We start from the raw sequence: 9,299 nt of genomic DNA, 5'->3' as shown, positions 1-9,299 counted from the left end.
AAGGGCGAATTCCGCGAAGATCTCTACTATCGCATTGCGGTCTTCCCCATCAAGTTACCACCCTTGCGCGAACGGAAGGAAGACATCCCAGCATTGGCGGCCTTTTTCCTGAAGAAGTACAGCCAGGAGGAAGGCAAGGAGATCGAGGGCATCTCCCCTGACGCGCTCGAGCTTCTGATGGCCTATCATTGGCCTGGCAACGTGCGCGAACTGGAGAATGCCATTGAGCGCGCCGTCGTCCTGGCGGCGACCAAGGAGATTATGCCCAGTGACCTACCCGCTGCGGTGAGGGCGTTGGGTGAGAAGCGCCTGTATGAAGCAGACCACACTCTTGCCAACTGGATCGAGAAGTTGGAGGAGGAGGCATTGCGGCAGGCGCTGTTGGAGTGTGGCGGAAACGTTTCGCAAACGGCGAAGAAGCTGGGCATTGGTCGGGCTACCATTTACCGCAAGGCCAAGAAGTACGGCCTGCCGATGATCAAGTAGTGCCCCCAATCCCCTGCGCGCCCGCTGCTGCCCATGACAACCAGTGGCGTGGCGGCACCACTGTCTCACCCCTCGGTGTATCATACCGGCACAGGTGTTTCGCCTGATTACAGTTCTGCAACAATTCACCTGCAGGGCCAGGCAGCGGAAGCCGTAAGTGCCTGTTTCTGCGAAGGCGTTCTGCAGGGCAAACGACTGGTGGCTGGTATGCAGTTTGCGGACGTGTCGGAAGCCGTAATCACCGGCTTGCCTCGCGCAACCGTCGCAAGGAGCATGACAACAACTGGTCCCACGCAGCATGTTGGAATCCGTCGAGAGAGCAACCGTGCACACACAACACCATCCTTCGCCAAGCTTCAGCCTGACCGGCCTGATCCGCAAGATTTGCGCCGGCACCTATTCTTCGGCCGAATTGGTCCAGTTCGTTAACCTGCTGCAAAAGGCCGCGCTCAGCTACCTGCGCTACCAGGAGCTTTCCGGGAAGCGCATTGCCCTTGTCCGCCAAGATCGGGAGGAACTGGAAGACTTGGCCATGGACTGCGTCGCCGAACTGTTCATGCGCGACGAACACGGCGCATTTGTGCAATTGCGCAAGTACTTTGGCCAAAAGTTGGATGAGATTGGCGACAACGACGCCGAGATGATGTTGCAGGTGCGCCGTTTGGTGGTGAAGAAGACCAAGCAGGAGTTGTCGCGCATCTTCCGCGAGCGCGACCCGGAAGGTGCAAAGGTGGTCCGCAACATCAAAGTGGCGGTGCGCAATTCCAAGGAGCTCACCTGTTTTCGCGAAATGGGGCGGGAGTTCATCTGCTACGCCCCGAACGGCCGCGACGGAGGAGCTCGCGACACGGTGTATCCCCACTGTCCACCGCTGCGCCGGGAATGTCCACCCTTCCCAGAAGAACTCCTGTGCATTCAGTTCAATGGTGTCAACCATCCCCGCGACTCGGTGTCCGCGTCGATCAAAAAACTCTTGGCGCTTGTAGAAGCGGAGTCGACCTACCAGAACTACCTTTCCGTGGATGTGGTAGCCCGAATCATTCGCACCGTGCGCAACGAAATGTTCCGCGACAGCGTCGGCGGTGAGAAGCACATGGCGACCCCTTTGGACCACCTTCAGCTTGAGGAGATCAGGATTGCCAAAGAGCGAGCAATTCGCCGCGTGCGGCAGAAGCTCCACACCACGTACCTGCAAGGTGGCAAGCTCGGCGAAGAGAAAGCAGCCATCTACTGCGACGCCTTGGTGGACGTGCTCGACGATCTGGTCGATGATCGACGTCCCGACTCCTACTTCCGACTGCTCAAGGACCGCATCCCTAACCTCACGCAGAAACAGTACCGTCGTGAGGAACGCACCATTTTCGAGTACCTGGCCAAAGTGGCAAAGAAGGAGTTCCGTCAGCAGCTGCGCGTGCTCCTGTGATTTTACGTAGAAATGGAGGCTTGCATGTATAGTACGACAGCACGGTCGATTGGAGCAGGAGATACCTGAGGCCCGCGTGAGGGCCGTCAACGAGAACGTACAAAGCCGACCACTATGAGGCAACCTCGCCGAAAACCGGCGCATGGCCGGTGTCCCACGGAAGCCGAAATCGAACTTCTGGTCTTGACTGATTCTCCCGCGGCCGCCCGCCCTGATGGGCTACGCAGCCACATCGACGCTTGTCCACGGTGTCGCGCCATCGCACGTGAGCTCTCCCGCTTTTACGACCTATTGCTCTCCAGCTTGTCGGCACCTGTGTCCGCCTGCGTGCTCGACTATGTTTTCCACCGCACGCTCGACGTGAAAGAGGTCGCCCACTTTGCCCTGCGTCCCGTAGCCACCCAAGCTGACGGCGGGCGCGTGTTCCGCTGTGAACAAGTGGGCCGCATCCCAGGGGAGGCACTTGAGGATGCAGTGAAGGACTTTGCTGCACGAGTGCTGGCAGGTGGTGATGCAGGCCTCTATGCGCTGAAGACCGAACATGCCTCTCAGCTCCTGCTTTTCCTATGGGCACCCGACGATGGCCGTGCCTGCGCCACGATTTGCTTCCCCGGTCTGGGTAAGAGCAGCACCTTGAGCCGCTACGGGATGGCGGTCGTGGACCAAGTCCAAATCTCCGACCTTGAAGCACAGGAAGTCTGCCTGCAGCCGCTTGCCTCCCCGCGGAGCGGCAGCCTCTCGCGGATCGACATGATCACCAGTGCCCTCCGCGCCGAGAGGGCGCCTGGTCAGTGAGCCTCGCCTTGGCCTCTTCCCAAACCTTGCCCTGAAAAAGCTTGACAAGTGGGGGAATCTTTGTTATATTTGAGCTCCAAAATGGCACACGTGCACCTAGGGTTCACCCCTTCATGCCGACCACTGGAGACGATAGGACAAAGTTGCTGCTCGTTGACCCGCATGCGGAGAACGTACGCATCCTGCGCGAACACCTCTCTGCGGTCGGCTACCAAGTCTTTACGTGCAGCAACATCGGTGAGGCGGTTACCAAGATCCCCGAGGTGCAGCCGGACCTCGTGCTCTCGGAATTCGTCTTTCCGGATGCAGACGGGGCGGAGCTGTTGGACCGCATCGAGAGCGATCCGCGCACTGCGCACACACCTGTCATCTTCCTGAGCAAGGCGGGGGACGCCGAGACCAAGATCCGCGCGCTGAACTTAGGGGCGAAGGACTTTTTGGCCAAGCCCATGCACGTCAGAGAGGTGGTAGCGCGCGTGGAGATGGTACTGGCGCGACTGCGGCGGCGCCGGAGCACGGCTGTGCAACGCGGTCCCAGCGGCCGCCTGGAAGACCTGCCGTTGTTCGACCTGCTCCTGCAAATGGGCCACGAGGGCACAACCGCCACGATCCGTTTAACTAGCCCCTCTGGCCTCACAGGACAAGTCGTTCTCCGGCGCGGCGCCGTCGTAAGCGCCATGACCAGCAAGACTAAGCAGGAGAATGCCCTCTTCGACATGCTCACCTGGCGTCGTGGTCGCTTTTCCGTCTCCTATGAAGAAACTGACGCCGCCGACGGCATGCCGCTGAGCACATTAGGACTCCTGCTGGAAGGAGCAAGGCGCTTGGAGGAAATCCAGTCGCTGGAGAAGCAGTTGCCGGGCCTGGACGCCGTCATGGTGCCTACCGAGAACTTCCGACAGATCCTGGCGCGCCGTGAGCCAAGCCCTGAGATGCAAAAGTTCATCTCCCTGTTCGACGGCCAGCGCCCCCTCAACGCGGTGATAGATGACTGCGGCTACGACTTGCCCACTGCGTTGCAACGCATCGTCAAGCTGTACCGACAGGGCTTTTTGCGGCGTGTTGACCAGCCAGAGCCCGAGGCAGAAGAAACGGCCGAACCCTTTGGGCCAATTGCCCTGCGGGAACCCAAGCTCGCTCTGCTACCGGAAGAGGAGCGACCCCAGGCCGGCGCCGAGACTCCTCTGGCACCCACCGCCACCGGACCCATCGCCAGGGAACCCGAGGAGCAGGTAGCCCCGCCTCCGGTAGAAAAGACCACACCACCACCAACACCACGCCCCATTGCTGCGCGACAGGGCATCATATTCATCGGTAGCGTCCGCGCTGGCAGGCGGCAAATCGTGCGCACCCTCACCGAGGGCAACTTCCGCGTGCGCACCTTGCGAAGCTTTGGTGACATCTCGCTGGATCGAGGCACGGCACTGCTGAGCAATGGTGTGCGGTTGGAGGTCTTCGGCCTCGAGCCAGACCCACGCTTCGGCGCCCTGTCGAGGATTGTAGCATTCGAACTTTCCGGATGCGTGATCGTAGTGGACGGCTCTCAGAGCGAGCACTACGACTACTACGCGTACCTCATCTCCTCGCTGCGACGTACCCTTGCACCTCTGCCCTCGGTAGTGGCGGTCACCAACGTGGGCGCGGCTCCGCCTGACGTTGAAGCTGTGCGTCGCCGCCTTGGCCTGGCACCCACAGACCCTCTCTTCTTCTGTGACCCCACAGATAGGGAGTCTGTGGAGAAGCTGGTCGCTCCGCTCTTGGCACTGGGAAAGACGCGCAAAGTCAGCGCGAAAGTCGCCGCGCAGGAGCATGTAGGGAGCAACTAGGGCAGCGCGCATGGTGCTGGAGCGAAAGAAAATACTTCTCGTCGACCAGGATCCCCAGGCAATGCAGCCCCTCAAAGCCCTCCTGCTGCAGCGTGGCTGCCGCGTGGGCCAGGTGGACAGCGCCGAAAAAGTTCTCCAGCTCTGCGCCCGGGAGGTGCCGGACGCAGTGATCACCGGGCTGCAACTCCCCAAGATGAGCGGCGAAGAACTGCTCCGCCATCTGCGGAATGACGAGCGCACCCAAACGGTCCCAGTAATTATCATTGCTGAGCAAAGGCTCCTCGACGACCGCGTCCGCATCATCGAGTTGGGGCCGGACGAGTTCGTCCCCAAGCCCTACATAGCCCAGGAGGTCGTGGCCCGGCTGGAGGTGCTGCTGAACGAAATACACGCTGCCACTCCCCTGCCTGGCCCGGAGGATATGGAGAAAGGCTTTTCTGGTTCGCTTGCAGAGATGTCGCCGGTCGACCTTCTGGAGATCTTTCACGCCGCTGGCCGTTCCGGCGTGCTGCATCTGCGCAAAGATGGTCAACGAGGGGCCATCTACGTGCGCAACGGCGAGGTCGTCGACGCCACCTTGGGCCAGCGACTCGGCGAGGCAGCGCTGGCTGCGCTGCTGCTGTGGAAGGAGGGCACCTTTCTGGCAGACTTTACGACAGTGGAACGCGCTCAGCGCGTGCTCACGCCTACAAGGGAGCTTCTGGCCATGGCCTTGGCCCGCGCAGAAGAGTGGAACGACGCCCTCGCAGGCCTTCCCTCTCTGCACGTGCCAGTGCAGAGCATTCCAGCTTCTGCCGATTCGGAGCTGGACGAACCGAGCCGGGCTTTGCTGGCACGCTTCTCCCCGCCATGCGCCATCGCTACAGTCCTGGACGAGAGCCCCGAGGACCCATTGACGCTCGCACGACGCCTTCGCGGCCTCTGGGAGAAAGGGTTGTTGCGCGCCTGCGACCAAGATGAGGCGGAACTCTCCACCAGCCACCCTCCTCTCTTGCCGCATGCACACGGCGTCGCCTTTAGGTCGCCCCTGGCAGCAGTAGCGGAACTCTTTGGGAGCGGCACCGTACCGTACCCAGAGTCGTCGCCCGCAACCAACCACATTGCGGGGCATCGGCTCACACGAGCCGAGTTGCTGGTGGCGCGCGCCCGCTTGGCATAACAGCCATGAAGCCGAGTGTCCCACAGGATAAGGCAGAATGAGGTACGGCGAAATAGCACTGGTAACCCCCAAGGACCTCGATGCTGAGAAGCTGGTGCGCGCGGTCTGCGCGGATGTGCATCACGCCAGCAGCACGCTCCACTTTGGCCGGCTGCCCGTGAGCGACAATTTGACCTTGCACGTCTACGGCGTACAAATATCGGCGGATCCTGAGAACTACCGTTGGGACCTGCTGCTGTCGCGGGTGCTCGGAATAGTGGTGGCCTATCAGTGGCGCGAACGCCCCTCTTTAGAGCAGGCACAGCGGCTATTGGACTTTTTCCGCGATGGCTGGCAAGTCCCTATCCTTGTTGCTGCCGATGCCGGCAACGGCGCTCCCCCGGTTCCGTCCCATTTTTGCGCGGGAGGCATCAGACTCTCTGCTGCAACCAGGTTCCTGTTCTTCCGGTCCCACGACGTAGCATCCATTCGCACCGTGTACACGACGCTTCTTGACATGCTTCTGGACCGTGTCCCCGACTTGTGAAGCGGACCAGCAAGGCAAGCTATTGTCGGAAATGAAGAACAACAACTCGCTGCCTGAGGGAATAAAGCTGCTCGCCCTCCACCTGCTTTTCAATGGACGCGCCCTTAGCCCACTGGTGGATCAACTCGACGACCACCAGGTGGTAGCCCTCCAGCGGTTCGTGTGGGATACGACTGTGGAGTTCGGCATCAAGGCCAAGGGGAAAGCCTTTTCGCACCAGGAGATCACGCGCCGCATGGTGCCATCGGCAATCTACCAGAAGGAGCAGGGTTGCACCGAGCCGTCCTTCGCGTGCAAGGCCAGCCATTGCATTCGACAGCATCGCGAATGCGCGCGGCGCAAACTCAAGGGACAGCTCGACGTGATGGCCGCCCTGGTGCAAGAGTATCTGAAGTCGGGGCCAGGAGTCTAAGAGCGACCACAGACCGTGGGCAGCACGCAGGGAGAAGGAGTGCGTTTCCACCTAATCCAGGGTCTGTTCCGCGTGGGGCTGTTTCTTGTCGCTGCCTATGGCGCGTTTGCCGGACAGAAGCCAGAGTGGTTCGTGCTCCCGGGTGCAGGCGTGGTGGTGCACTTTGTCGCCGCCGACGAACGAAACGCAGAACTGGTATTGAGACAGGCGGAGCTTGCTTGTGCGACCATCGCTCAGGACCTGGCCCCAGAGGGGGCGCCGCGCGTCCACGTAGTGCTGGCTCCCTCCGCCAAGGAGCTTGCTGCTCTGACCGAAGGACGCCTGCCGCGCTGGGCAGTCGGCGCGATGACCTTGGAGGCGCACGGCCCCACCGTGTACCTGCCCTCCCCGCGCTGGGGCCCGAGTGGAGGAGAGCTCGACCAGACCATAGTCCACGAGATGGCACACGCACTCGTGGCGGTGGCCAGCAACTACCAGGAGCTGCCGCGTTGGCTCACCGAAGGCCTGGCCATCCACTACTCCCGCGAACAGCAGTGGACGTCGCCGTCGCAGGTCTCCAAGGCTCTGCTCACCAACTCCCTGCTGGGCCTCGAGGATGTGCAGGAGCTGAACAGCTACCCTGAGCACAAAGCGAGGTTGGCTTATCAGGAGAGTTTTCTGGCCGTTCAATACTTGCGCCAGACTTATGGCCTGCAGGCCGTGCGCACGTTGCTCGCCGGAATTGGCCAAGGCTTGGACCTGGACGCCGCCTTTGAAAGTGCCATCGGCAAGGACTCCTGGGAGTTCGAGCAGGAGTGGCGCAAGTATCTGCGCCACCGCTACCGCTGGACCTTCCTCGCGGAGGCCGATTGGTACCTGTGGGTGCTAATCCTCTTGTTGGCGGTCGGGGCATTCCTTGCGGTGCGTGCCCGCACGCGAAAAATCGCCCGCACCTGGGCTGAGGAAGATGCAAAAAACAGCGACACTGAACAACCGTGGGAGAATCACTGAAGCGTGACTCTGCGCATTCGACACCTCGTTGAATACTGGCTGATGGCAGTCATGGCCATTTTCGTGCGGCTGATGCCCTGGGCGACCTCCCTACGCATCGGGGACTGGGTGGGCACCTTCACGTTTAGGGTGCTCAAGGTCAGGCGACGGGTGACAATGGACAACCTGCGACATGCCTTTCCGGAAAAAGACCAGAACGAGCTCACGCAGATCGCCCATCGCGCGTACCAGAACTTTGTCAAAATGACCATCGAGTACATTCGCTTTCCCGACCTCACGCCGCAAAAGGTGCTTGAACTCGTGCACTTCCCCGACCCGTCGCTGTTAGAATGGGCACGAAGCAAAGGGAAGGGCGTGGTGCTCGTAGGTGGGCACTTTGGCAACTGGGAGATCATGGGCGCTGCGATACGCGCTCTGGGCTATGCCGAGGCGTTTCTGGTTGGTGAGCAGCACAACAAGCGCATCGATGACCTGATGAACCGCTACCGCCAGCGCATGGGCGTGGAGATCATCCACATGGGGGCGGCGGTCCGTGGCGTCGTCAAAGCGCTCAGAGAAGGCAAATTCGTGGCGCTCCTTTCGGACCAAGATGCCGGCAAGAATGGGGTTTTTGTTACCTTCTTTGGGCGCCCGGCATCGACGCCCAAGGGGCCTGCCGTCTTCTCGCTGAAGACCGGGGCACCCATCCTCTTCGGCTCGGCGGTCAGGTGGAGGAACACACATCATCGGGTTTATCTGGACCTGGCTACTCCGGGTGGAGAGGCTGAGCTGAGCGAGGACAACATCCAGCGTGCCACCCAGGCCTACACCTCGCTCCTGGAAAAGTACGTGCGTGAGTACCCAGACCATTGGTTCTGGATGCACCGCCGCTGGAAGACACTGCCCGGCGGCATACGCCTCGAGTAGCTGCAATGGGCGGCGTTTTGTCCACCCCACTTTCTTGCAAGTCGGCGCTCATCGTCCACACCGCTTTTCCAGGGGACATTGTGCTGAGCACCCCCTTGGTCCGGGCAGCGAAGAAGAGCATGCCCGGCTGCCGGCTCGCGTTTTTGGCCACGCCCAACGCCGCCAACCTGCTGGAGAACAACCCCTACCTGGACCAGCTGATCGTCTACGACAAGAGGGGAAAGCAGGCCGGCGTTGCTGCGCTGTTCCGCCTTGCGCGCAGCCTCCGGCAGCAACACTTCGAACTTGCCTTGCTGCCGCACCGCTCGCTGCGCACTGCACTTCTGGCATGGGCCGCCGGCATCCGACTGCGCGTGGGATTTGCGACCGCCCCTGGCGCGTTCCTTTACACCCACCGCGTCGCCTACCAACGCACCCAGCACGAAGTAGAGCGCAACCTTGCCCTGCTCCAAGCTATCGGCGGCGCTGCAGACGGTCTGCAGCCCGAGGTCTTTCCGGACACCCGCGACCACGAGAGGGTCAATGAAGTGCTGGGCGGCGCCCCCGGCAAGCGTCCTCTGCTCGGCTTGGCCCCGGGTTCGATCTGGCCCACCAAGCGCTGGACTCCCGAGGGGTTCGCGCAGGTGGGGAGGCTGGCCGTTCGTCAGCTGGGGGCCGCTGTCGTGGTCATCGGCGGACCCGAGGACCGGGAGTTGGCCTCTCAGGTGTGCGCGGCGATCGGCGGCCAGGCTATCAATGCTGCCGGCCGGCTTGCGCTCCGCCAGTCCGCGGAACTA

General features: G+C 61.5%; 10 protein-coding genes. All 10 read left to right on the top strand.

Translation table 11 applies throughout. The annotated features are described in order from the left end of the window. A partial coding sequence (locus H5U38_05285) for a helix-turn-helix domain-containing protein (protein ID MBC7186434.1) occupies nt 1-486 on the top strand: 486 nt, incomplete at its 5' end. 325 nt (nt 487-811) lie between these two features. Next, nucleotides 812-1,909, top strand: coding sequence for a hypothetical protein (locus tag H5U38_05280; GenBank protein ID MBC7186433.1), 1,098 nt, complete (start codon nt 812-814; stop codon nt 1,907-1,909). Nucleotides 1,910-2,092: 183 nt separating this feature from the next. After that, on the top strand, nt 2,093-2,704 hold the full coding sequence (locus H5U38_05275) for a hypothetical protein (GenBank protein MBC7186432.1): 612 nt from the start codon (nt 2,093-2,095) through the stop codon (nt 2,702-2,704). A 113-nt stretch (nt 2,705-2,817) separates the two neighbouring features. Then, on the top strand, nt 2,818-4,530 hold the full coding sequence (locus H5U38_05270; GenBank protein MBC7186431.1) for a response regulator: 1,713 nt from the start codon (nt 2,818-2,820) through the stop codon (nt 4,528-4,530). A gap of 10 nt (nt 4,531-4,540) precedes the next feature. Further along, nucleotides 4,541-5,689 (top strand): response regulator, encoded by a 1,149-nt coding sequence (locus tag H5U38_05265; protein ID MBC7186430.1) that lies wholly within the window; start codon nt 4,541-4,543, stop codon nt 5,687-5,689. A gap of 37 nt (nt 5,690-5,726) precedes the next feature. Beyond that, nucleotides 5,727-6,215: a hypothetical protein gene (locus tag H5U38_05260; protein MBC7186429.1), complete on the top strand. Its 489-nt coding sequence runs from the start codon at nt 5,727-5,729 to the stop codon at nt 6,213-6,215. Nucleotides 6,216-6,246: 31 nt separating this feature from the next. Beyond that, a complete protein-coding gene (locus tag H5U38_05255) occupies nt 6,247-6,627 on the top strand; it encodes a hypothetical protein (GenBank protein MBC7186428.1) in 381 nt (126 codons plus the stop codon). 39 nt (nt 6,628-6,666) lie between these two features. After that, nucleotides 6,667-7,617, top strand: a complete 951-nt coding sequence (locus H5U38_05250; GenBank protein MBC7186427.1) for a hypothetical protein — start codon at nt 6,667-6,669, stop codon at nt 7,615-7,617. Nucleotides 7,618-7,620: 3 nt separating this feature from the next. Next, nucleotides 7,621-8,523, top strand: coding sequence for a lysophospholipid acyltransferase family protein (locus H5U38_05245; protein ID MBC7186426.1), 903 nt, complete (start codon nt 7,621-7,623; stop codon nt 8,521-8,523). 5 nt (nt 8,524-8,528) lie between these two features. Further along, the coding region (locus H5U38_05240; GenBank protein MBC7186425.1) for a glycosyltransferase family 9 protein at nt 8,529-9,299 on the top strand (771 nt) is incomplete at its 3' end.

The organism is Calditrichota bacterium (assembly GCA_014359355.1).
Taxonomy (GTDB): Bacteria; Zhuqueibacterota; Zhuqueibacteria; order JANLFK01; family Oleimicrobiaceae; genus Oleimicrobium.
This window is presented reverse-complemented; position numbering and strand designations above follow the sequence as displayed.

Excerpts from the sequence above, each read along its gene's own strand:
- H5U38_05255 (MBC7186428.1), top strand. The coding sequence starts at position 6,247 with ATGAAGAACAACAACTCGCTGCCTGAGGGAATAAAGCTGCTCGCCCTC.
- H5U38_05270 (MBC7186431.1), top strand. The coding sequence starts at position 2,818 with ATGCCGACCACTGGAGACGATAGGACAAAGTTGCTGCTCGTTGACCCG.
- H5U38_05265 (MBC7186430.1), top strand. The coding sequence starts at position 4,541 with ATGGTGCTGGAGCGAAAGAAAATACTTCTCGTCGACCAGGATCCCCAG.
- H5U38_05260 (MBC7186429.1), top strand. The coding sequence starts at position 5,727 with ATGAGGTACGGCGAAATAGCACTGGTAACCCCCAAGGACCTCGATGCT.